Here is a 20,604-nt window from a genome sequence, read left to right on the forward strand (position 1 = left end):
CGTCCAGGCCTGTGAAAGACGTGGAGGAGCCTGTGCGGCGCGCGCGACGGCTGATCATGGACGTCGCCCTGTGGCTCGGGCTCTGCGGCTGGGTGGTCATCGACGCCGGATCCAGCACGCGGAAGTGGGAACTGCTCGCCGGGCTCACCGCGACCACGGCCGCGATCGCCCTGTCACGCCGGTATCCGCTGGTCTCACTCGGGATCGCGATGGTCGCCAGCTTCGTCGTCATGGGCAGCTTCGGTGGCCGGGTGCCGATCTGGGAAGGGTTCGTGCTGGTCGCGGTGAGCTACCTCGCCGGGTACCGGCAGCCGGTCGCGAAGCCGATGTTGCGCCTCTTCACCGTCGTTTCCGTGGTCGCGGTCCCCGTCGCGCTGGCGTGGAGCAAGGACGGGTTCGCGTCCTGGGGTGCCCTGCTCGGAGTGCTGGTCTTCGCGTCGGTGACGCCGTGGCTGATGGGCCGGTACATCCGGCAGCGTGAAGACATGGCGCGCGACGGCTGGCGCCGCGCGGAGGAGATGGAGAGCCGTCAGCGGCTCGTCGCCGACCGTGCGCGGCTGCGCGAGCGCACCCGGATCGCCAGCGACATGCACGACTCACTGGGTCACGAGCTGAGCCTCATCGCGGTGCGCGCGGCGGCGCTGGAGGTCGCGGGCGGGCTCGACGAGCCTCAGCAGCAGGCCGCGGGCGAGCTGCGGCAGAGCGCCGCGACGGCGACCGAGCGGCTGCGCGAGATCATCGGCGTCCTGCGCGAGGACGACGCGCCGACCGAACCGGTGCACGAGAGCATCGACGACCTGCTCGACCGCGCCCGAGCCTCGGGCGTGCTGATCGATTCCTCCGTGGACGGCCCGGTGGACGGTGAACCGCGGATGGTCGACCGCGCCGCCTATCGCGTGGTCCAGGAATCGGTCACGAACGTGGTGAAGCACGCGCCCGGTGCCGCCGTCACCGTCCGGGTCGTGCGTTCGACGGGGCGGACGGACGTCGTGGTCACCAACGCCCCGCCCCCCGCGGGGCCGCTGCCGGGAAGGACTTCGGGCAAACGCGGGTTGATCGGCCTTCGCGAGCGGGTCCGGCTGGTCGGCGGGACCTTGCGGGCGGGCCCCCACGACGGCGGATTCGAGGTCAGCGCGACCTTGCCGCACGACGCGGCGCCGTCGGAGGAATCGCCGGAGAGCCAGGCGGCGATGGACGCCGAGGTCGGACAGTCGATTTCGGCCAGGGAACTGGAACGCGCCCGGCGTGACGTCCGGCGCAGCCTGATCCAGGCGATCGTCGTGCCGATCGGGCTCTTCGGCGTGGTGGTCGCGATCAGCGGGAGCGTGTTCCTCGTCCAGTGGTACCGCTCCGTACTCGTCGGCGCGGACTACGAGCGCCTGCGGCCGGGCCAGACGCGGGCCGAGATCGCGGCCGTCCTGCCCGGCGGGCAGCGGATCGCGCGGCCACGCGTGGTGGAACCGCCGGTGCCTGCCGGAGCGACATGCGAGTACTACGGCACCGAGCGCACCGTGTTCAACTTGGACTACGAGGCCTATCGGCTGTGCTTCACCGGCGGGAAACTCGTGTCGAAGGACTTGATCAGTGAAGACGAGCAAAGGGGGAACCCGGATGATCCGGGTGGTGCTGGCCGATGACGAGGCGATGATCCGCGCCGGAGTGTCGGCGATCCTGGCGGCGGACGCGGGGATCGAAGTGGTCGCGGAGGCCGAGAACGGCAGTGCCGCCATCGAGCAGGTGCGCGCGACCAGGCCGGATGTCGTGCTGCTGGACATCCGGATGCCGGTCATGGACGGGCTCAAGGCCGCCGAGGAGATCCGGCGGCTGCTGCCGGAGATCGGCGTGATCATGCTGACCACGTTCGGTGAAGACGCCTACATCGAGCGCGCGCTGGGGCTCGGCGCGAGCGGCTTCCTGCTGAAGTCCGGTGATCCGCGCGAACTGCTCGCCGGGATCCACGCTGTCGCCGGTGGAGCGGCCTTCCTCTCACCGAAGGTCGCTCAACGGGTCATCGCCCGGTTCTCGGGCAACCAGGTTTCCCGTGCCGAAGAGGCGAAGGCGCTGATCGGCAAACTGACGCCGCGTGAGCAGGAAGTGCTGGCGCTGCTGGGTTCCGGACTGTCCAATGCGGACATCGCGGCGAAGCTGTTCGTCGTCGAGGGCACCGTGAAGGCTTACGTGAGCACGATCCTCAACCGGCTCGGTGCCCGGAACCGGGTGCAGGCGGCGATCACGGCGTACGAGGCGGGACTGGTCGGCGGGGAACGGGAGGAGTCCAGCCGCTGACGCCGGCGCCGATCCGTGCGGTGAGCGCGCCGGGAAGCAGGCGGAACACGCCGTTGCGGACGGCCACGGCGAGCGGATTGCGCAGCTGTGGCCCTACTTTCCCGGCCTGGACCGAGGCCTTGACGACGCCCTGACTGCGTGGGCGGCGTTGCTCGTCGTAGCTCTTCAACGCCATGTCGATGTCTTCGGTGATGCTGAGCGCGGCGGCGAGGACGACGGCGTCTTCGATCGCCTGGCAGCCGCCTTGGCCGAGGAACGGCGGCATCGCGTGGGCCGCGTCGCCGAGGAGGGCGACGCGGCCCTTCACATATGAGGGCAGGGGAGTGCCGAGCAGGTAGAGGTCGTGGTGCAGCAGCGTCTGGGGCGCGGTCGCGTCGATGAGCGCGGGAATGGGGTCGTGCCAGCCGCCGAAGCGGTTTCTCAGATACGACTTCGGGTCTTCCTGGCGGATTCCCGCTTCGGTGACGTAGCTCGCCCACCAGTAGACCTGGCCGTCGTGCAACGGGATCACGCCGATCTCGGCACCGTCGTCCCAGCTTGTGCTGAGCTCGACATGGCGGGGAAGGGTGGTCACCGCGCGGAAGGCGGTGCTGCCGCTGTAGACCGGTTCGGGATGCCGCGGCCACAGCTGCTTCCGGAGTCCGCTGTGGATTCCGTCGGCGGCGACGATGACGTCCGCGTCGAGATCGTCGAGGCCGGTGACCTCGGTACCGGTGCGGACGCAGCCGGCGGGCAGGGCTTCGCGGAGCGCGCCGACGAGGTCGGCGCGGTGGATAGCGGCGAGCGGGCGGCCGTGATGACGGCGGAACGCCTCGGCGTCCCACCGGGTGATGCGGCGGCCTTGCCGGTCGTGGAGGCCGCCAGACGACTGTTCCCGCAGGTTGCCGAGGTGGACGTCCAGTGTTTCGAGTGAGCGCAGGGCGTTCGGCCACAGGGAGATGCCGGCGCCGACCGCGGTGAGCTCCGGGGCTCGTTCCAGGACGGTGACCTCCCAGCCGATGCCGTGCAGTCCGATGGCGGCTGTCAGTCCGCCGATTCCTCCGCCGACCACGATCGCTTTGCGCATGTCGACCTCCTCTACATCTGTAGAGTACTACTACACTTGTAGAGTGCGAAAGGCGACGATCGGGGACGCGGCCATCGAGGTCATCGCGGCCGAAGGAATGCGGGGGCTGACGCATCGCGCTGTCGACAAGTTCGCCGGGCTGCCGTCGGGGTCGACCTCGTACTACGCGCGGACGCGGGCGGCGCTGCTGGAGCTGGCGATCTCGCGGATGGTCGAACTCGACGACGTCACCCTGGATCCGGCGCCCGGACAGCTGGCCGAATATGTGGCGGGGTTCGCTCACGCGGCGATCACGAGCGGGCGGACGCGGATGCTCGCGCGCTACGAGTTCGCGCTGGAGGCGACGCGGCGGCCGGAGTTGCGCGAGGCCTATGACCGCGGCGGGCTGATCATCCGGCGGCGGTGCGCCGAGGTGCTGGCCGCTCGCGGATCGGCGGAACCGGAGCGGCACGCGCGGGTGCTCGTCGCTTGGCTGGACGGGACGATCTTCGACGCGCTGGCCGGGACTGGGTCGCTGCGGCCGCCTGGGCCGGCTGAGCTGACGGCGGGGGCGCGGGAGGTGCTGGCGGGGCTCGGGGTGGCGGGGTAGCGGGGGACCTTTGCTCTCGCGTGGGGCGCTGACCAGCGGAAAGAGAGCAAGGGACCTTTGCTGTCGCCTGCTTGGGCCGAGGGGGGCGATCGCGGCGCCTGGGCTGCCGGGTCCTGGAACGGGTGTCGCGAAAGCCACTTTCGGGACATCAGATGTCCTGAAAGTGGCTTTCGCGACATGCTCGGGGCGGTTCAGGGAGCAGGCGATAGCAAAGGTCCCTTGCTTCCCGCTCAGGCGTCGCGGCGCCGCAGGACGGTGGAACCGGCGGCGAGACCGGCCGCCGCCCAAGCCGTGCAGAGCGCGATGCCGACCCAGCGCGCGTAGGGCGCGACGCCGCCGAAGACCGGGTTCGGCTCCCCGGAGTTGAGCATCGCGTTGACGCCCGCGAAGCCGGGGAAGTAGTTCACGGCGTCTTCGCCGCCCAGCGATCCGGCGAACATCGGGATCATCACCAGCAGCACGAACACGGTCACGATCGTCCCCGCCGTGCTCCGCAGCGCCGTCCCCAGACCGAGACACAGCAGCCCCAGCAGCGCGAAGTAGCCGCCCATGCCCGCCGAGGTCGCGAGAACCTCGCCCACCGACGAATCCCGCTCCGGGATCAGCGGCGCCGAGATCGCCACGCCGAGGAGCGTGTTCAGGACGCCGTAGCCGAACAGCACCGGCACCAGGACGGCAGACTTCGCCGCGAGGACCCGGTTCCGCGCCGGGACCCACTGCAACGTCGAGCGGATGCTGCCGCTGGCGTACTCGCTCGTGATGACCAGCGTCGCCAGCGCGACCACGGCGAACTGGGTGAGGTAGAAAGCCGCCCCGGTCACCACGGCGTGCGGGGCCATCGAGCGTTCGACGCCCGCGTTCGCGGCAAGGCCCACCGCGCCGGAGTAGGCGAGCATCAACAGGACACCGCTGATCAGGCACCACCAGGTCGACCGGACCGACCAGAACTTCGTCCACTCCGAAGAGACCGCGTTCACCGGGCGCTCCACTGCTTGAAGAAGCCGGTCAGCTCATCGCGGAAGAACTTCAGCGCCTTCACCGAATCGATCGAGCCGTACTGGTTCTCGACCTCGGCAGGCGGCATGTGCTGTCGTAGCCCCAGCTGGTCGACCAGGATCGCCGCGTCGGTCACCGACGAGTGACCACTGTCCTTGACCAGGAAGTCCTTCTTGGGCCCGGTGAGCCGAGGCCAGGTCGCCGTCCAGGAATCGCGGTAGTACTTCTCGCCGGTCGGGCTGGTCAGCAGCAGGAACGGCCGGTCGAGTGAGACGGTGCCGAAGAACGGGCCGTCGACGTTCACGCCCGCCTTGATCCGCCGGTCCGCGACCATCGCGGCGGCGGTCGCCGAACCGCCCGCCGAGTGACCGGCCATCCCGATCTTCCCGGCGTCGATCGACCAGCGCCGGTCCTTCAGCAGGGTGTCGACGACGAACGACGTGTCGATCGCGCGGTTCGCGATCGCGGCGGGCCAAGGGTCGGGCTGCTGTCCACAAGCGACACACTGGCGCAGGCCGTCGGGGAACTCCGTCGCCCAGGCTTCGTAGGCGTGGTCGATCCCGGCGACCACGAAACCCTGTGAAGCAAGGTGTTCCGCCACCGAAGTGAGGGTGATCCGGTTGTTGCCCGCACCCGGCGACAGCACCACCAGCGGACGCCGTCCCGGCAGCGAAGGCGCGTTCTCCTTCGAGTGGACCCGGACCTTGCTCAGCGCGTCCGGCGGCAGGTCGAGTTTCCGCCCGGCGACGGCCGCCGCGGACTCCGCCGTCGTCATGTACAGCGGCGCGCGCCCGATCGGGACGGCCGGGTACCAGACGTTGACCATCAGCTCGCGCCGCTTCTCGGGCACCCAAGGGTCGGCGCGCTGCTGGTCGGTGAGGTGCAGGGTGCGCAGCCCGATCGGGAGCGGGCCGTCCGGCGCGGGCAGCGACAAAGCCGGTGCCGACGGGGCGGCCGACGCGACCGCCGGTACCCCCAGCAGACCGGCGACCACCGCCGCGATGACCAGGAAGGACTTCATGCCGCTACTCCCGTTCCGTATTCGACCGACGACGCGGTCAGTTCCATGTAGGCCTGTTCGAGTGACGCCGTGCGTTCGGCGAGTTCGTGCACGCGGATCCCCAGTTCGTGCACGGCGTCTCCGACGCGGTGCACGGGAAGGTCGTGCACGATCAGGGCGTCCTGATCGGTTTCCGTGGTCGCGCCGAGAGCGCGCAGCCGCTGTTCCAGCGCGCGCTGTTCGGCGGGAACGGGCACCCGCACCGCGACCGACGTCCGCGAGTTGCCCGCGATGAATTCGTCGACCGGGGCGTCGGCGAGCAGTTTTCCCTTGCCGATGATGACCAGCCTGTCGGCGGTCAGCTGCATTTCGCTCATCAGATGGCTCGACACGAACACCGTGCGGCCCTCCTCCGCGAGCGACCGCATCAGGTGCCGCACCCAGCGGACACCGTCCGGGTCGAGGCCGTTGACCGGCTCGTCGAACATCAGCACGCGCGGGTCGCCCAGCAGCGCACCGGCGATGCCGAGCCGCTGCCCCATGCCGAGGGAGAACGTCCCGGCCCGTTTGCCCGCGACGTCGGTGAGCCCGACCGTCGCGAGCACCTCGTCCACCCGGCTGTCCGGAAGCCCATTGCTGCGCGCCATCGCCAGCAGGTGCTTGCCCGCGCTCCGGCCGGGGTGCAAGGCCTTGGCCTCCAGCAGTGCGCCGACCTCGCGCAGCGGGTGCCGCAGATCCTCGTACCTCTTGCCGTCGATGTGGACCTCGCCCGCGCTCGGCGCGTCGAGGCCGAGCGTCATCCGCATGGTCGTCGACTTGCCCGCGCCGTTGGGACCGAGGAAACCGGTCACCTTGCCCGGCTCGACGGCGAAGGTCAGCCCGTCGACCACCGTCTTCTCGCCGTAGCGCTTCGTGAGTCCTCGAAGCGTGATCATCGCGCCCTCCTTCGTGTACCGGAAGTCTTCAGTGCGGGGGCACTCGCGGACAGTGCCCCGAAGTCATCGGCCATCCCTTACTTTCGGCAGGTGCCGCTCGGCACGAGTCACGGCGGAAAGGCAGAATCGGCGCCATGACCACCCGCGAACAACGGCGCGTGAATCCGCTCGACCTGGTGATGCTCGTCCTCGCCGTGTTCTCCGTCGGGCTGCTCGTCTACGTGACGTTCTTCCCGCATTCGGAGAAGACGGCGCACACCGTCTTCGTCATCGACACGACGGTGTGCGGGATCTTCGCGCTGGAATTCCTGTGGCGGTGGCGACGCCACGGCTGGGAGAAGTGGTTCCCGCTGCGCAACTGGTACGAAATCCTCGGCATGATCCCCATCGCGCATCCGGCGTTGCGCGGATTCCGGCTGCTGCGGATCCTGGCCGTGCTCGTCCGGCTCGCGCGCACGGCGGACCGCGCGTTCGGGGAGCGGTTCACGCAGCGGCTGGTCGAACGGCTTTCGCGGCCGATAGTGCTGGCGATCAAGAAGCCGATCACGATCGCGGTGCTCGACGAGGTCGTCAAGGTGGTGGAAACCGGGAACTACCCGCAGAACCTCGCGCGCTCACTCGGCGAGAACCAGACTCTGCTGCGGGGGATCATCGCCGAGAAGCTCAAGAGCGATCCGCAGGCGGGGCGGCTTTCGAAGCTGCCGTTCCACGACGAGGTGGTGCGCTCGGTGATCGACACCGCGATGCGCGTGATCCTCGAGGTGCTGACGGATCCCCGGATCGATGAGTTCTTCGCCCATGTGGTGCGGGAGAACCGCGAGCAGATCCGGAACGCGGTGCAGCTGGGACTGAACGAGCGGGAGGACGACGAGGAGCTGGCGTCGCAGCTGCCGACCCGGCCTCAGCACCAGCTGATGGACTGACCGGTCACGGCCCGCCGCGCCGCGTGGTCCGCCGGGTGGGGGCGGCGCTCAGCGGCTCTTCCGGCCAGGGGTGTTTCGGGTAGCGGCCGCGCAGATCGGCGCGCACGGCGGCGTAACCGTTGCGCCAGAACGACTCCAGATCGGCGGTGACCGCGGCGGGCCGCCCGGCGGGGGAGAGCAGGTGCAGCACGACGGGCACGCCCGCCAGCTCGGGCGTCGCGAGCCAGCCGAAGGTCTCCTGCAGTTTCACGGCCAGCACCGGCTGCTCACCCGAATAGTCGACCCGGATCCGCGAACCCGACGGTACCTCCAGCCGGTCCGGCGCCAGCTCGTCCAGACGCGACGCTTCCGGCCAGGGCAGGAGTCCGCGCAGCGCGGCGCCCGCGTCCAGCGAGGCAAGGTCCGACCGGCGGCGCGCCGGGCCGAAGTCGAGCCAGGTGTCCAAAGTGGACAGCAAGGCGGCGTCGGAGACCGCGGGCCAAGGCGCGCCCAGTACCCGATGCAGGAAGGACAGCCGTTCGCGCAGCCGTCGCCCGTCTTCCGACCACCGCAGCAGGCCGAGCCCTTCGGCGCGCAAGCCGTCCAGCAGCGCGGCGCGGATCGCGTCCGGCGCGGGCGAGCGCAACGGTTTCTCCGACAGCACGATCGCCCCGAGCTTCCGCACCGAACGCGCCACGACATCGCCCGAAGACCAGCGCACTTCGTCCACCGCCGAAACGAGATTCGGCGCCGCGCGGACGGCGAGGGCCTCGTCGGCGGGCGCGGCCAGCCGGATGATGCCCTGCGCGCGGCCGGGATCACGGGTCGCTTCGGCCACCGCCAGCCATTCGACGTCGGCGAGCCCGCTGCCGCGCGGCAGTTCCGCCGCGGTCCCACCGGCCATCAGGTACACCGGCGTCCCCGCGGAGCGCCGCCGCGCGAGCCGTTCGGGATGTGCCAGCGCCACGACCAGCGCCGGATCAGGTTTGCCGCCACCGTCGGGCACCAGCTTCGCGAGCCGTCGCACCTCGGACTTCCACCGCTCGTCGCCCCGCACCCGCCGTAGCTCGGCTTCGAGATCGGTCAGCGTGCCGCCGCTGTCCAGCAGCGCGACGATCTCGGCCGCCGAACGCGCGTTGGTCCGCGCCGCGCCGTCCAGCAACGCCCGTGCCAGTCGCGGATGCAGGCCCAGCCCGGCCATCTTCCGGCCGCGTTCGGTCACCGTCCCGTCTTCCGCGGTCGCTCCGAGCGTGGTCAGCAACGCGCGACCGGCGGCAAGCGCGCCCTCGCCCGGCGGATCCCACCAGGAGAGGCCGGAACCGTCCGGAGTGGACCAGCACGCGAGTTCGAGCGCGAACCGCGCCAGTTCCGCCGTCCTGATCTCGGGTTCGGGGTACGCGGGCAGGGAACCCTGCTCGTGCGCCGCCCAGCACCGGTAGGCGCGTCCCGGCGCCTCACGTCCGGCGCGGCCCGCGCGCTGTTCCGCGACGGCAGCCGAAACCCGGACCGTCGCCAGTCCCGGCAGGCCGCGCCGGTGATCGACACGGGGCACCCGCGACAGCCCGCAGTCCACCACGGCGCGCACCCCCGGCACGGTCAGGCTGGACTCGGCGACCGACGTCGACAGCACCACCCGGCGGCGGGCGCGCGGGCGCAGCGCGTCGTCCTGGCTCGCCGCCGAAAGCCGCCCGTGCAACGGCAGCACGTCGGCGTCCAGGCCGTTGAGCAGTCCGCTCACCCTGGCGATCTCACCGGCTCCCGGCAGGAAAGCGAGCACGTCACCGTCCCCTTCGGACAGTGCTTTGTGGATCGCGCGGACCACGGTCGCTTCGATCCGCTCGCCGCGCGCCGCCGGGGAGTACGAGACGTCGACCGGATAGGTCCGGGCCCGCGCGGTGATCACCGGCGCGTCACCGAGGAGGGCCGCCAGCCGTCCGGCGGCCACGGTGGCGGAGGTCGCGAGCAGGCGCAGGTCGTCCCGCAGCCCGGCGCGGACGTCGAGCAGCAGTGCGAGCAGCAGATCCGCGTCGAGATGGCGTTCGTGGCATTCGTCGAGCAGGACGGTCGAAACCCCGGCCAGTTCGGGATCGTTCTGCACGCGGCGGACCAGCAGCCCCGAGGTGACCACTTCGATCCGCGTCGAAGAAGACACCTTCCGATCTCCGCGCACCGAATAGCCGACCGTCTCACCGACCCGTTCGCCCAGCAGCGACGCCATCCGTGCCGCCGCGGCGCGCGCGGCCAGCCGCCTCGGTTCGGCGACGATCACCCGGCCCTCGCCGTTGTCCAGCGCGAGCGGCACCAGCGTGGTCTTACCGGTTCCGGGGGGCGCGACGAGGACCGCGGTGCCATGGGCGTCGAGAGCGGCTTCGAGTTCGGGCAGGACGGCGCGAACCGGCAGATCGGGAAGGGTCACTGCTCGGTGACCTGCGGCGGAGGCGGGATCCGGTAGCCGGACGGGCCGATGTTGCGGTTCAGCGAGTCCAGCCATTCGCCGGACGAGATCATCTTCTGGATGGCCTTGGCCACCGCCGCCCGCCCTTCGATGTCGTCCTTGCGCAGGCCGACACCGTATTTCTCCTTCGAGAACGGCTTGCCGACGACCCTCAGCAACTCCGGGTTCTGCGCCACGTATCCGGCCAGGATGACGTCGTCGGTGGTGACCGCGTCCACCTGCCCGGCGAGGAGCGCGGTGACGCAATCCTGGTAGCGCGGGTACTCGATGAGCTGGACGGCCTGGGCGAACTTGTCGCGCACCTGCTCGGCCGAGGTGGTGCCGCCCACGGCGCACAGCTTGCGGCCGTTGAGGTTCTCGGGACCGGTGATGTCGGTCGACCGGAGACGCACGAGCAGGTCCTGGCCGACGTCGAAATAAGGCCCGGCGAAAGCGACGGTCTGTTTGCGTTTCTCGGTGATCGAATAGGTCGCCACCATCAGATCGGTGATCCCCGAGGTGATGTCCGTCTCGCGTGACGAGGGCCTGCTGTCGTGCCAGGTGATGTGATCTTCGTCGACGCCCAGTTCGCTCGCGATGTACTTCGCCACGTCGACGTCGAAGCCGACGTACCGGCCGTCGACCGTCCGCTGGGAGAGCCCCGGCTGGTCGAAGCGGATGCCGATGGTGAGTTCGTTGAGCGCGACGGCGCGCGCGACCAGTGAATCCGACGGGCCGGCCTCTTTGCCGCAGGCCGCCGCCGCTGTGACCAGCATCAAGCAGGCCACCAGCAGGGCGCGTCCCCTCATCGGGTGCCTCCGTCCGCCGCCTCACGTTGTTCTCAGGGTTGGCGGCTAGCCTAAGCCCGTGCGTAGACCGCCCCAAGTCGTACTCGACGCCGTGGGCACACTCGCCCGGCTCGGACTGGCCGCCGTCTGGTTGGTTTCCGGAGCGCTGAAGATCAGCGATCCGGGACAGACCTACATCGCGGTGCAGGCTTTCGACGTCCTGCCGGACGGGCTCGTGCGCCCTGTCGCGATCGGGATGCCGATCGCCGAACTGGCGCTCGGCCTGCTCCTGCTCGCCGGGTTCGTGACCCGCTGGGCGTCGATGCTGTCGGTGCTGCTGCTCGCTGTGCTCATCGCCGCGATCGCCCAATCCTGGGCGCGCGGACTGAGCATCGACTGCGGCTGCTTCGGCGGTGGCGGTCAGATCGCCGCGGATCAGACGCAGTATCCGCAGGAGATCGCCAGGGACCTCGGGTTCGCGCTGCTCGGTGTCTGGCTGATCGTGCGGCCGCGGACCTGGCTGTCGGTGGACGGCTGGCTCGGGAACTCCGGGGGCCCCGCCGACGACGACTATGTGGGTATCGCTGAAGGGAACGAATAATCGTGGGTGGAGCTGAGCGCAACGCTCGGAAACGCAAGCAGGAGCAGACGGCGGCGCGCTCGGTGGCGCAGGCCAGGGGCGTCGCGAGCGGAGACAAGAAGAAGGTCGTCGCGATCACCGTCGCGGTGGTCGTGCTCGCCGCGCTGGTGATCGGTGGCGTGATCTGGACGACGTCCAGCAAGAACTCCACCGAGGGCAAGGACATCGCGGCACAGACGGGCACCTGGGCGCCCGGTGTCGTCGAGAAGCGCGACGGGGCCGTCGTGACCGCGGGCAAGCCCGAGGCCACGAAGACCATCGACGTCTACGCCGACTTCCTCTGCCCGATCTGCAAGCAGTTCGAAGAGACGTTCAAGGACAAGCTCCACGAGCAGGTGAACAACGGGACGCTGGCGATCCGGTACCACATGCTCCCGATGCTCAACCAGCGTTCCGACCCGCCGGGTTACTCGCTGGACTCGGCCAACGCCTCGCTCGCCGCGGCCGACGCGGGCAAGTTCCTCGCCTTCCACGACGCGCTGTTCAAGGACCAGCCGCAGGAGGGCGCGCGCGGGTTCGACAAGACGCAGCTGATCAAACTCGGGCAGGACGTCGGGATCACCGACCCGGCCTTCGCGACGGCGATCAACACCGGCGTCTACGAGCAGCAGATCCAGGACGCGTACAAGAAGATCTCCACGGACCCGTCGCTGCAGCAGGACTTCGGGCAGGGCGCCGGCTTCGGTACGCCGACCGTCACTTACAACGGTCAGGTCGTGAAGCTCGAACAGGACTGGGTGACGAAGACCCTCGGCTAGCACGCCCAAGTACATGAAGGCCCCCTTCCTTGCGCCTAGGTACAGGAAGGGGGCCTTCATGTTGTTCGGGGTCAGGGGAGCGAAGCGACGGCCGCGAAGGCCTGTACACGGGCTGTCTCGGCGGAGCGCGGCCAGACGAGGCCCCACTCGACGTCGGGCGAACCGGCGAAGGGCACGAAGCGGATTCGCGGGTGGCTGAAGTACTCCTGCGCGTGCGCCGCGAGCGGGCAGATGCCGGCGCCGGTGGCGATCGCGGCGAGCAGTTCCTGGAACGTCGCGAAGGGCTTTCCTCGCGTCACGGGGTGCCCGGCAGGCGTCAGCCACTGCCGTGGTTCCTCGATCCAGTACGGCTCCGGCGGATGCGCCGCGCGAAGCACGGTGTCGCGGGCGAGGTCGTCCAGGGTGACTGACTTCCGTCGCGCGAAAGGGTGTTTCGACGACACCGCGAGCACCATCGGTTCGGTGTACACGGCCGGTCCGGTCGTGAGTTCGGGGTCGTCGGCCGGGAGCAGGGTCACCAGGACGTCGATCTCACCCGAGCGCAGCATCGCGAACGGGTCGGCGAAGTCTGCCTCCCGGATGAGCAGTTCCGTGTCGGGATAGCGCCGGCGGAAGCGGTCCAGCAGGTCTTCGGTCAGATCGGCGACGCCGGGTGCCTCGAAGCCCAGCCGCAGCACGCCGCCGATCCCGCGTCCGGCCGCGACCGCGCGATCGATGCCTTCGTACAGCGCGCGGTAAGCGGGGCCGAGGTCGTCCCGCAGCCGTTCGCCGATCGGCGTGAGCCGGACCCGCCTGCTGGTGCGGGCGAACAGCGGCGCGCCGATCCGGCGCTCCACCTGTTTGATCGACTGGCTCACCCGTGCCTGCGAGACGTGCAGCCGGTCCGCGGTGCGGCCGAAATGCAGTTCGTCGGCCAGCGCCAGGAAGATCTCGATATCCCGCAGTTCCATAATCCCCAGGTTATCGATCCGGCCCGATGTCGGTCAGCGGGAACCGTCTTTTTCGCAGGTCTAGACCATGGATCTTCGTCATGCGTTAATTCAAGCCTTGAACTTACGCCCCGTGTGTCGAGGAGGACCCGGATGCGGAGATTCACCCTGGGGATACTGGCCGCCGCGCTCCTGCTGGGGTCGCACACCCCGGCACTGGCCGGAAACGGCCCCGCGTACCGGGACGCCTGGCGGCCGGTGAAGGTCCGCGTGGCCGATCTGCTGTCGCGGATGACCCTCGACGAGAAGATCGGCCAGATGACGCAGGCCGAACGCCTCGGCATCAAGGCGCCCGGCGACGTCACCAAGGGAATGCTCGGCTCCCTGCTCTCCGGAGGCAGTTCCCAGCCGACCCCGAACAACGCGTCCACCTGGGCCGACATGTACGACGGCTTCCAGAAGGAAGCACTCGCCACCCGGCTCGGCATCCCGCTGATCTACGGCGTCGACGCCGTCCACGGCCACAACGGGCTCTACGGCGCGACGGTCTTCCCGCACAACATCGGCCTCGGCGCGACACGCGATCCCGCGCTGGTCGAGAAGATCGGCCGCGCGACCGCCGAAGAGGTGTCGGGCACCGGCATCGACTGGAATTTCGCGCCGTGCCTGTGCGTCGCGCGCAACGACCGGTGGGGTCGGACGTACGAATCCTTCGGCGAGGTACCGGAAATCGCCTCCGCGATGACGACGGCCATCGACGGTATGCAGGGCCGTTCGCTGTCCGCGCCGGGCTCGGTCCTCGCGACCGCGAAGCACTACATCGGCGACGGCGGCACGACCGGTGGCGACGACCAAGGCGAGACCGACATCAGCGAAGCCGAACTCCGCGCGGTGCACCTGCCGCCGTTCCGCGAGGCCGTCCGCCGTGGCGTCGGTTCGGTGATGATCTCCTACAGCAGCTGGAACGGCCTCAAGATGCACGCCGGTTCCTACTTGATCAACGACGTGCTCAAGGGTGAACTGAAGTTCTCCGGCATCGTCATCTCGGACTACAACGGCATCGACCAGATCGACCGGCAACCCGGTTTCACCCCGGCCGAGGTCACCGCGTCGATCAACGCCGGCATCGACATGGTCATGGTGCCCTTCGAATACCGGAAGTTCATGGACACGCTGAAGGCCGAAGTACTCGCCGGACGGGTCACGCAGGCGCGGATCGACGACGCGAACCGGCGCATCCTCACGAAGAAGTTCGAGCTCGGCCTGTTCGAACGGCCGCTGACCGACCGCCGGTTCATCAAGACCATCGGCAGCGACGAACACCGCGCCCTCGCGCGGAAGGCCGTCCGCGCATCGCAGGTGCTGCTGAAGAACGAGAACCGGGTGCTGCCGCTGGACAAGTCGCGCAACCGGATCTTCGTCGCGGGCAAGAGCGCCGACGACATCGGCAATCAGAGCGGCGGCTGGACGGTCGGCTGGCAGGGCAAGAGCGGCCCGGTCACCGAGGGAACGACCATCCTGCAAGGGATCCGGCACACCGCGAAACCTTCGTCCACGGTCACCTTCGACAAGGACGCGAACGGGATCGACAAGTCCTACGACGTCGCGGTCGCGGTGGTCGGGGAGACGCCGTACGCCGAAGGCCGCGGTGACAAGCCGGAGGGAATGGGGCTCGACGCCGAAGACCTGGCGACCTTGAAGCGGCTTCAGGACAGTGGCGTCCCGACCGTTGTGGTGCTCGTTTCGGGGCGGCCGCTGGACATCGCCGGGCAGTTGCCGTCGTGGGACGGGCTGATCGCGTCGTGGCTGCCCGGTTCGGAAGGCCAAGGCGTCGCGGACGTGCTCTTCGGCGACTACAACCCGACCGGCAGGTTGCCGGTGACATGGATGCGCAGTGCTGACCAGCAGCCGATCAACGTCGGCGATGGAAAGTCCGGGCTGTTCCCGTTCGGGTTCGGCCTTCGCTATCGGCATGGGTGGTGAGGTATGAGGAGATTCGCGGTCCGGCTCGCTCTGCTGTTCGTTTCGTGTCTCGCGTTGGCACTGGCCCCGGTGACGGCGCAAGCGGCACCCGCGTTCAAGGTGCTGGCGTTCTACAACGGGACCTACGACGCGGCGCACATCAGTTTCGTCAAGGAAGCCAACCAGTGGTTCCCGAAAACCGCGTCGCAGAACAACTTCAGCTACACGGCGACCAACAACTGGAACCAGCTGAACTCGCTGCAGCCCTCGCAGTACCAGGTCGTGCTGTTCCTTGACGACCTGCCGCAGACCTCGGCGCAGCGCTCGGGCTTCGAGCGGTACATGAACGCGGGCGGCGCGTTCTTCGGGTTCCATGTGGCGGCCTTCAATACCAACCCGTCTGCTTGGGACTGGTACCACAACAGGTTCCTCGGCACGGGCGGCTTCAAGTCCAACACCTGGGGGCCGACGACGGCGACGCTGAAGGTGGAGAACAAGCCGCATCCGTCGACCACGCGGCTGCCCGCGACGTTCACCTCTTCGGTGAGCGAGTGGTATGCCTGGAACAACGACCTGCGCAAGAACCCGGACATCAAGATCCTCGCGTCGGTGGACCCGGTGAGCTTCCCGCTCGGGACCGACCCGAATCAGTCCTGGTACAGCGGGTATTACCCGATCCTCTGGACCAACAACAAGTACAAGATGCTGTACGCCAACTTCGGCCACAACAAGATGAACTACGAGACGAACCAGCCGCTGTCGTCGACCTTCGCGAGTGAGGTGCAGAACCGCTTCACCGTCGACGGCCTGCTGTGGCTCGGCGGCGCGAAGACCTCGTAAGCACGGCGCCGGGCAGGGCACGTAAGTCCGTGAAGGCCTCCTTGAGGGACTCTGAGTCCCTCAAGGAGGCCTTCACGGATTGACCCACGCACCCACGCACCCGAGCCCTCAGGTGATAGCAAAGGTCCCTTGCTACTCCTCGATGGCGCCGCCGACCGCGCGCAGGTGCTCCCGGAACGTCAGCGAAGGCGACTTCGCGCGCTCCGCGAGGAAGTCCGCGAAGCGGACCTGCTCGCGAAGGGACTCTCCGGAGCGGATCCGCTCGGCCTGGAGCCGTTCGGTGTCGCGGATGGCCTCGGCGCGGTCCAGGACCTCGTCCGCCCGGTCGGCCAGGACGAACAGGACCCCGTCCTCGTCGCCGAACACGAAATCCTCCCGCGTCACCGTCCACTCGCCGACGACGGCCGAATCGAGCGCGCCGTCCGGGCGGGCCGAGACCGACAGCGGGCCGGTCGGGATCGAGCCGAGGCTGAACACCGGCAGCCCGATCTTCTTGATGTCGCCGGTGTCGCGGTGCAGCCCCCAGATGACCACGCCGCTCAGCCCGGCCGCTTCGGCTTCGAGGACGGCGAGGTCTCCGACGCAGCTTTCGTCGAGCCTGCCGCGGTTGTCGACGACGAGGACATCGCCGGGGTTCGCGATCTCGTACGCCTCCAGGAAGACGTCGACGCTGCCGACGTGCCGGGCGGGGGTCACCCGCCCGGCGACCCGGCTGCCGGGCACGACCGCGTGCGTGCCGGCGGGCGCGCACCGGACCGGGACGCCGGCGCGGACGCAGCCGTCGGTCAGATGCGCGGTGGTCAGCAGGGCGAACCGCTGCCGAAGCTCTTCGGGATCCATATCCCGACTTTAGCCACGGCGCCACACCACGGGGATGCCGTCGATGCCGCTCTCCAGCGTTCCGGCGATCTCGCCGTTCTCGCCCACGACGGTGCCGTACGCGTTGCCAGGTGAGGGGAGCGCCGTCACCGGGTCACCCGGAGACCACGCCGTGGGGATCCTCGGCGAAACCCATCCCGTGACCAGGCCGGACCCGTTGAGTGCCATGGTGGACATGCCGCTCGGTACCTCCTGGGAGGTGTCGAACGCCGTCCAGAGCCGATCGCCCAGCTGCGTCGAGGCCAGCACCTTCCCGTTCCGGATCGCGATCCCGCGTGATTCGCGGAGGCCGTCCGGGAGGACGAGTTGCCGCAGCACCCCGTCCTTCCAGAGCCAGGTACCGCCGAACTGCTCGTTCAGCAGGATGGTGCCGTCCTGGTCGATGTCGACGGGGGAGAGCAACGGCGGGACGTCCAGCTTCACCGGGTGCTCGCGGTCGCCGGACGGCCAGAAAGCAGCTGTGGAGCCATAGCGGATGTCGTTGAACACCGTGCCGACGACGTCGCCGCGGTCGTTCGTGCCGAGGGCCTGCGAGTTGTAGTAGCCCGGAACCTTGCCCAGGAACTGGAACTCGCCGTTCTCGAAGGCGAAGGCGTGCTTGCCGGGGTAGTGGCTCCCTTCCGAGTAGTAGACGGCGCTGCCGAGGACGGAACCCGACGCGTTCTCGTCCGCCGCTTCGACCCTGGTGTAGCCGTCCGGGACGCCGTGGTCCACGACGGTCCCGCCGTTCCAGGTGACCAGCCTCCCGTCGGCGGTCCCCGCGTAACCCCCGGCGCCGTTCGTGCCTGCCACCCGTGCGGTGCCGCTGCCGCCGGGCGGCAACGGCAGGTAGCTCATCGTCCAGTCGCTCGCCGACGCGGTGCCCGTCGACAGCAGCCCGGCGGCGACGGTGGCGGCCAGGACCAAGCTCGTTCTTCTCATCGAAACCCCCTGTGAGTGGTGTTCTCCCTGTTTAACGGGGGTGCGGACCGCTCGTCTGCGTCACCTGACACTCAGCGTGCCGTAAGTAACATCCGTTCAGGATTGTATGTAAGGGGTTGATAAATACAGTCCTGTCTGTATCTTCAGGTTCAGCAGCGACCCGGCAACGACAAGGAGCGTCGTGGTGGCCAACAAGGTGTACGTCGTCGGCGTGGGCATGACGAAGTTCGAGAAACCCGGACGCCGCGAGGACTGGGACTACCCGCAGATGGCCAGGGAGTCGGGGACCAAGGCGCTCGAAGACGCCGGGATCTCCTTCGACGAGGTGAAGCAGGCCTACGTCGGCTACGTCTACGGCGAGTCGACCTCGGGGCAGCGCGCGGTCTACGAGCTGGGCATGACCGGGATCCCGGTGGTCAACGTCAACAACAACTGCTCGACCGGGTCGACCGCGCTGTACCTGGCCGCGGAAGCGATCCGCGGCGGCCGCGCGGACTGCGCGCTCGCGCTCGGGTTCGAGAAGATGCAGCCGGGTTCGCTCGGCTCGACCTACGACGACCGCGAGCAGCCGATGGGCAGGCACCTCCAGGCTCTCGCGGAGATTTCCGAAGTGCTCTTCCCGCCCGCGCCGTGGATGTTCGGCGCGGCGGGCCGCGAGCACATGAAGACCTACGGCACCACGGCCGAGCATTTCGCCAAGATCGGCGAGAAGAACCACCGGCACTCGGTGAACAACCCGTACGCGCAGTTCCAGGAAAGCTATTCGCTGCAGGACATCCTCGACTCGCGGATGATCTACGACCCGCTCACCAAGCTCCAGTGCTCCCCGACCTCGGACGGCTCCGGAGCGGCGATCCTCGCCAGCGAGTCCTTTGTGGACTCGCACGGGCTCGCCGGTCAGGCCGTCGAGGTCGTCGGGCAGGCGATGACCACCGACTTCGCCAGTACCTTCGACGGCACCGCGAAGAACATCATCGGCTACGACATGAACGTCCAGGCTGCCCGCCAGGTGTACGACCAGGCCGGGCTCGGCGCGGAGGACTTCCAGGTCATCGAGCTGCACGACTGCTTCTCCGCCAACGAGCTCCTGCTCTACGAAGCGCTCGGGCTCTGTGCCGAAGGGGAAGCCGGGAAGCTCGTCGACTCCGGGGACACCACCTACGGCGGCAAGTGGGTCGTCAACCCCTCCGGCGGGCTGATCTCCAAGGGCCACCCGCTCGGCGCCACCGGCCTCGCGCAGTGCGCCGAGCTGACCTGGCAGCTGCGCGGCACCGCAGACAAACGCCAGGTCGACGGCGTCGAAGCCGCACTCCAGCACAACATCGGACTCGGCGGCGCCGCCGTCGTCACCGCCTACCAGCGCGCCGAGCGCTGATCTCACCGAAAGGAACAACCATGGGCAAGATCAGTGCCTCCGTCGAACTCCCCGCGGCCCCCGGCAAGGTCTGGGCGGAGTTCTCCAACCCCAACAACTTCGAGAAGTGGCTGACCATCCACACCAAGTGGAAGGGCGAGGTCCCGGCCGAGTTCTCCAAAGGCGCGCAGGCTTCCGAGGTCGTCACGATGCTCGGGATGCCGAACACGATCACCTGGACCGTCGACGAGTTCGAGGCGCCGTCGAAGCTGGCGATCTCCGGGACCGGGATGGCCGGGGTGAAGGTCAAGTTCGAGCTTTCCGTGCAGGCGTCCGGAGACGGTTCGCTCGCCAGTATCGACGCGGAGTTCGCCGGTCAGATGATCGTCGGCGCGCTCGGCAAGGCCGTCGAGAAGGACGGCAAGAAGAACCTCGACGCGTCGCTGAAGAACTTCAAGGCGCTGGTCGCGTGACCGACGAGCGGTTCGATCCCGGCGGGCTCGGCAAGTGGACCGACGAGTCCCGGTTCGAGGTGACCCGCGAGCGCCTCATCGACTACGCGAAGGCCACCAACGACCCGATCCCGGCGCATCTCGCCGGGGACGTCGCGAGCCCCGTGTTCGCGATCGTGCCGGTGTTCGAGTCGCTGATGGAACCCGCGCTCGAGGTCGTCCCGGTCGGGCTGTTCGGCCGGATCGTGCACGGGGAACAGGAATTCCGGTTCCACCGGCCGATCCGGCCCGGCGACAAACTCGTGTCGCGGGCACGCATGACCGGCTACGAAGGCCTGCCGAACGGCACGCGCGGCACCATCCACCTCGAATGCCGGACCGAGGACGGCGACCTGGTCAACGAGCAGTACGTGACCTTGTTCGTGCGCGGGTTCGACACCGGCGAGACGCGCGGTGAACTCGGTCCGGAGCACAAGTTCGACGACGCGCTGCGCTCGCAGGCGCCGGTGGCGAAGGTGAACCAGCACGTCGACGACGACCAGACGTACCGCTACGCGCCCGCCGCCGGTGATCCGATGCCGATCCATCTCGACGAAGAGGTCGCGAAGGATTCGGGACTGCCGGGGATCATCGCGCACGGCCTGTGCACCATGGCCTTCACGTCGTGGGCCCTGCTCACCGAGGTCGCCGGGTCCGATGTGGACAAACTGAAGCGGTTCGCCGTCCGGTTCGCCAAGCCGGTGCTGCCCGGCCAGGACCTGACCACGCACATCTGGCGCGCGGGCGCCGGGAGCTACGCGTTCGAAACCACCGTCGGCGAGACCGTCGTGATCAAGGACGGCCTCGCGGAATTCGCGGAGTAGGAGCAAAAGC

Annotated in this window: 20 protein-coding genes; 11 read left to right on the forward strand and 9 right to left on the reverse strand. The window is 68.9% G+C overall.

Translation table 11 applies throughout. The features are described from left to right. Positions 1–32: 32 nt before the first annotated feature. The gene (locus AMYAL_RS0124355; RefSeq protein WP_020633870.1) at positions 33–1,637 is read left to right on the forward strand and encodes a sensor histidine kinase; all 1,605 of its coding nucleotides are present in this window, start codon (positions 33–35) and stop codon (positions 1,635–1,637) included. After that, complete coding sequence (locus tag AMYAL_RS0124360) at positions 1,612–2,286, forward strand: response regulator transcription factor (protein WP_020633871.1); 675 nt, start codon at positions 1,612–1,614, stop codon at positions 2,284–2,286. Before AMYAL_RS0124355 ends, AMYAL_RS0124360 begins: the two co-directional genes overlap by 26 nt. On the opposite strand, the gene AMYAL_RS0124365 is transcribed toward AMYAL_RS0124360, so the two are convergent. Then, positions 2,231–3,352, reverse strand: a complete 1,122-nt coding sequence (locus tag AMYAL_RS0124365) for an FAD-dependent monooxygenase (RefSeq protein WP_020633872.1) — start codon at positions 3,350–3,352, stop codon at positions 2,231–2,233. The two genes, AMYAL_RS0124360 and AMYAL_RS0124365, sit on opposite strands and share 56 nt — an antisense overlap. Before the next feature lie 43 nt (positions 3,353–3,395). On the opposite strand from AMYAL_RS0124365, the gene AMYAL_RS0124370 reads away from it, so the two are divergent. Further along, positions 3,396–3,941 (forward strand): TetR/AcrR family transcriptional regulator, encoded by a 546-nt coding sequence (locus AMYAL_RS0124370; protein ID WP_020633873.1) that lies wholly within the window; start codon positions 3,396–3,398, stop codon positions 3,939–3,941. A 230-nt stretch (positions 3,942–4,171) separates the two neighbouring features. Here the strand turns inward: AMYAL_RS0124370 and AMYAL_RS0124375 are convergent, their stop codons facing one another. From AMYAL_RS0124375 to AMYAL_RS0124385, 3 genes are read right to left on the reverse strand one after another with little or no spacing between them, the layout of a single operon-like run. After that, a complete protein-coding gene (locus AMYAL_RS0124375; RefSeq protein WP_026467400.1) occupies positions 4,172–4,918 on the reverse strand; it encodes an ABC transporter permease in 747 nt (248 codons plus the stop codon). Then, positions 4,915–5,958 (reverse strand): alpha/beta hydrolase family protein, encoded by a 1,044-nt coding sequence (locus AMYAL_RS0124380; RefSeq protein WP_020633875.1) that lies wholly within the window; start codon positions 5,956–5,958, stop codon positions 4,915–4,917. The genes AMYAL_RS0124375 and AMYAL_RS0124380 overlap by 4 nt, the downstream gene beginning before the upstream one ends. Beyond that, positions 5,955–6,872: an ABC transporter ATP-binding protein gene (locus tag AMYAL_RS0124385; RefSeq protein ID WP_020633876.1), complete on the reverse strand. Its 918-nt coding sequence runs from the start codon at positions 6,870–6,872 to the stop codon at positions 5,955–5,957. Before AMYAL_RS0124385 ends, AMYAL_RS0124380 begins: the two co-directional genes overlap by 4 nt. A 134-nt stretch (positions 6,873–7,006) precedes the next feature. Between AMYAL_RS0124385 and AMYAL_RS0124390 the strand changes: the two genes are divergently transcribed. After that, positions 7,007–7,795, forward strand: coding sequence for an ion transporter (locus AMYAL_RS0124390; protein ID WP_020633877.1), 789 nt, complete (start codon positions 7,007–7,009; stop codon positions 7,793–7,795). A 4-nt stretch (positions 7,796–7,799) separates the two neighbouring features. Here the strand turns inward: AMYAL_RS0124390 and hrpB are convergent, their stop codons facing one another. Together hrpB and AMYAL_RS0124400 are read right to left on the reverse strand one after the other, a co-directional pair. Continuing rightward, positions 7,800–10,190: an ATP-dependent helicase HrpB gene (hrpB, locus tag AMYAL_RS0124395; protein ID WP_020633878.1), complete on the reverse strand. Its 2,391-nt coding sequence runs from the start codon at positions 10,188–10,190 to the stop codon at positions 7,800–7,802. Further along, positions 10,187–11,017 (reverse strand): glutamate ABC transporter substrate-binding protein, encoded by an 831-nt coding sequence (locus AMYAL_RS0124400; RefSeq protein WP_020633879.1) that lies wholly within the window; start codon positions 11,015–11,017, stop codon positions 10,187–10,189. The genes hrpB and AMYAL_RS0124400 overlap by 4 nt, the downstream gene beginning before the upstream one ends. Positions 11,018–11,108: 91 nt before the next feature. Here AMYAL_RS0124400 and AMYAL_RS0124405 point away from each other — a divergent pair, with 91 nt between their 5' ends. Together AMYAL_RS0124405 and AMYAL_RS0124410 are read left to right on the forward strand one after the other, a co-directional pair. Then, a complete protein-coding gene (locus AMYAL_RS0124405; RefSeq protein WP_020633880.1) occupies positions 11,109–11,597 on the forward strand; it encodes a MauE/DoxX family redox-associated membrane protein in 489 nt (162 codons plus the stop codon). 2 nt (positions 11,598–11,599) lie between these two features. Further along, positions 11,600–12,394 carry a DsbA family protein gene (locus AMYAL_RS0124410; protein WP_026467401.1) on the forward strand — a complete coding sequence of 265 codons (795 nt, stop codon included), beginning with the start codon at positions 11,600–11,602 and terminating at the stop codon, positions 12,392–12,394. A 71-nt stretch (positions 12,395–12,465) separates the two neighbouring features. Here the strand turns inward: AMYAL_RS0124410 and AMYAL_RS0124415 are convergent, their stop codons facing one another. Further along, positions 12,466–13,344, reverse strand: coding sequence for a LysR family transcriptional regulator (locus tag AMYAL_RS0124415; protein WP_020633882.1), 879 nt, complete (start codon positions 13,342–13,344; stop codon positions 12,466–12,468). 132 nt (positions 13,345–13,476) lie between these two features. Here AMYAL_RS0124415 and AMYAL_RS0124420 point away from each other — a divergent pair, with 132 nt between their 5' ends. Continuing rightward, positions 13,477–15,306 (forward strand): glycoside hydrolase family 3 protein, encoded by a 1,830-nt coding sequence (locus AMYAL_RS0124420; RefSeq protein ID WP_020633883.1) that lies wholly within the window; start codon positions 13,477–13,479, stop codon positions 15,304–15,306. Positions 15,307–15,309: 3 nt separating this feature from the next. Further along, positions 15,310–16,125 carry a ThuA domain-containing protein gene (locus tag AMYAL_RS0124425; protein ID WP_020633884.1) on the forward strand — a complete coding sequence of 272 codons (816 nt, stop codon included), beginning with the start codon at positions 15,310–15,312 and terminating at the stop codon, positions 16,123–16,125. 132 nt (positions 16,126–16,257) lie between these two features. Here AMYAL_RS0124425 and AMYAL_RS0124430 read toward each other — a convergent pair whose 3' ends face one another. Both AMYAL_RS0124430 and AMYAL_RS0124435 read right to left on the reverse strand, forming a co-directional pair. Further along, on the reverse strand, positions 16,258–16,965 hold the full coding sequence (locus tag AMYAL_RS0124430; RefSeq protein WP_020633885.1) for an RraA family protein: 708 nt from the start codon (positions 16,963–16,965) through the stop codon (positions 16,258–16,260). A gap of 9 nt (positions 16,966–16,974) precedes the next feature. Further along, complete coding sequence (locus tag AMYAL_RS0124435) at positions 16,975–17,925, reverse strand: hypothetical protein (protein ID WP_245193019.1); 951 nt, start codon at positions 17,923–17,925, stop codon at positions 16,975–16,977. Between the two features lie 181 nt (positions 17,926–18,106). On the opposite strand from AMYAL_RS0124435, the gene AMYAL_RS0124440 reads away from it, so the two are divergent. Genes AMYAL_RS0124440 through AMYAL_RS0124450 form a run of 3 tightly spaced genes read left to right on the forward strand, consistent with a single transcriptional unit; the run spans position 18,107 to position 20,594 of the window. Beyond that, entirely contained in the window at positions 18,107–19,300 is a 1,194-nt protein-coding gene (locus AMYAL_RS0124440; RefSeq protein WP_020633887.1) for a thiolase C-terminal domain-containing protein, read from the forward strand. 20 nt (positions 19,301–19,320) lie between these two features. Next, a complete protein-coding gene (locus AMYAL_RS0124445) occupies positions 19,321–19,752 on the forward strand; it encodes a type II toxin-antitoxin system Rv0910 family toxin (protein WP_020633888.1) in 432 nt (143 codons plus the stop codon). Next, positions 19,749–20,594, forward strand: a complete 846-nt coding sequence (locus tag AMYAL_RS0124450) for a MaoC/PaaZ C-terminal domain-containing protein (protein WP_020633889.1) — start codon at positions 19,749–19,751, stop codon at positions 20,592–20,594. The genes AMYAL_RS0124445 and AMYAL_RS0124450 overlap by 4 nt, the downstream gene beginning before the upstream one ends. The last annotated feature ends 10 nt before the right edge of the window (positions 20,595–20,604 follow it).

It is taken from the genome of Amycolatopsis alba DSM 44262 (assembly GCF_000384215.1).
Lineage (GTDB): Bacteria > Actinomycetota > Actinomycetes > Mycobacteriales > Pseudonocardiaceae > Amycolatopsis > Amycolatopsis alba.

Coding starts and splice junctions, on each gene's coding strand:
- AMYAL_RS0124435 (WP_245193019.1), bottom strand. CDS start 17,925: ATGAGAAGAACGAGCTTGGTCCTGGCCGCCACCGTCGCCGCCGGGCTG.
- AMYAL_RS0124430 (WP_020633885.1), bottom strand. CDS start 16,965: ATGGATCCCGAAGAGCTTCGGCAGCGGTTCGCCCTGCTGACCACCGCG.
- AMYAL_RS0124360 (WP_020633871.1), top strand. CDS start 1,612: ATGATCCGGGTGGTGCTGGCCGATGACGAGGCGATGATCCGCGCCGGA.
- AMYAL_RS0124445 (WP_020633888.1), top strand. CDS start 19,321: ATGGGCAAGATCAGTGCCTCCGTCGAACTCCCCGCGGCCCCCGGCAAG.
- AMYAL_RS0124380 (WP_020633875.1), bottom strand. CDS start 5,958: ATGAAGTCCTTCCTGGTCATCGCGGCGGTGGTCGCCGGTCTGCTGGGG.
- AMYAL_RS0124385 (WP_020633876.1), bottom strand. CDS start 6,872: ATGATCACGCTTCGAGGACTCACGAAGCGCTACGGCGAGAAGACGGTG.
- AMYAL_RS0124425 (WP_020633884.1), top strand. CDS start 15,310: ATGAGGAGATTCGCGGTCCGGCTCGCTCTGCTGTTCGTTTCGTGTCTC.
- AMYAL_RS0124400 (WP_020633879.1), bottom strand. CDS start 11,017: ATGAGGGGACGCGCCCTGCTGGTGGCCTGCTTGATGCTGGTCACAGCG.
- AMYAL_RS0124420 (WP_020633883.1), top strand. CDS start 13,477: ATGCGGAGATTCACCCTGGGGATACTGGCCGCCGCGCTCCTGCTGGGG.
- AMYAL_RS0124390 (WP_020633877.1), top strand. CDS start 7,007: ATGACCACCCGCGAACAACGGCGCGTGAATCCGCTCGACCTGGTGATG.
- AMYAL_RS0124415 (WP_020633882.1), bottom strand. CDS start 13,344: ATGGAACTGCGGGATATCGAGATCTTCCTGGCGCTGGCCGACGAACTG.
- AMYAL_RS0124365 (WP_020633872.1), bottom strand. CDS start 3,352: ATGCGCAAAGCGATCGTGGTCGGCGGAGGAATCGGCGGACTGACAGCC.